This is a genomic window from Candidatus Bandiella numerosa (assembly GCF_021811875.1).
In the GTDB taxonomy this organism is placed as follows: domain Bacteria; phylum Pseudomonadota; class Alphaproteobacteria; order Rickettsiales; family Midichloriaceae; genus Aquirickettsia; species Aquirickettsia numerosa_A.
In genome coordinates this window covers 1-586 of record NZ_JAJBJD010000208.1, presented here as the reverse complement: position 1 = coordinate 586, position 586 = coordinate 1, and the positions used below count along the sequence as shown (strand labels likewise).

1 protein-coding gene is annotated in these 586 nt (G+C 55.5%); it reads right to left on the bottom strand.

The window, feature by feature from the left end:
- Positions 1 to 512 (bottom strand): PstS family phosphate ABC transporter substrate-binding protein (locus L8D11_RS05405; protein ID WP_236870646.1); only part of this gene is annotated, 512 nt, incomplete at its 3' end.
- Between the last annotated feature and the right edge of the window lie 74 nt (positions 513 to 586).

The following is a 586-nucleotide window of genomic DNA, read 5'->3' as shown; positions in this document are numbered from 1 at the left end:
GTCATACCCAGATCGCCCCAACGCTGTACATCTTTGAGTGCGGCGCATTTGCGGGTAGACGAAAACACCGCGTCGACCTGCGGAATGCTCATGCTGGTGATGGGATTGTCTTTGTTGACGTAGACCGCCAACGCATCAATGGCCACGCCGATCGCTGTCGGTGCATAGCCGAATTTCTTTTCGAAGGCTTCGATTTCGCCGCTTTTCATCATGCGGCTCATCGGACCAAAGTTAGAGGTGCCTTCCGTCAACGCCGGAGGGGCTGTGGAAGAGCCAGCCGCCTGAACCTGGATATTGACGTTGGGGTAAGCCCGCTTGAACTCTTCGGTCCACAGCGTCATCAGATTAGCCAGGGTGTCGGAACCGACACTGGAGATGTTGCCGGAGACACCCGAGGACTTCTGGTACTTCGGCAGCGCTGGATCGACACCCGCGACGGCGGCGCCACTGATCAGGCTTAAGCCCAGGCTGACGCTGATAGCGGCAGCAGAAAATGTATTGCGTAGTTTCATTGGATCATTCCGTTCCTGTGAATCATATGAGCATCAATTGCTCCACGCTGCGCACGATATAGATCGCATATGAC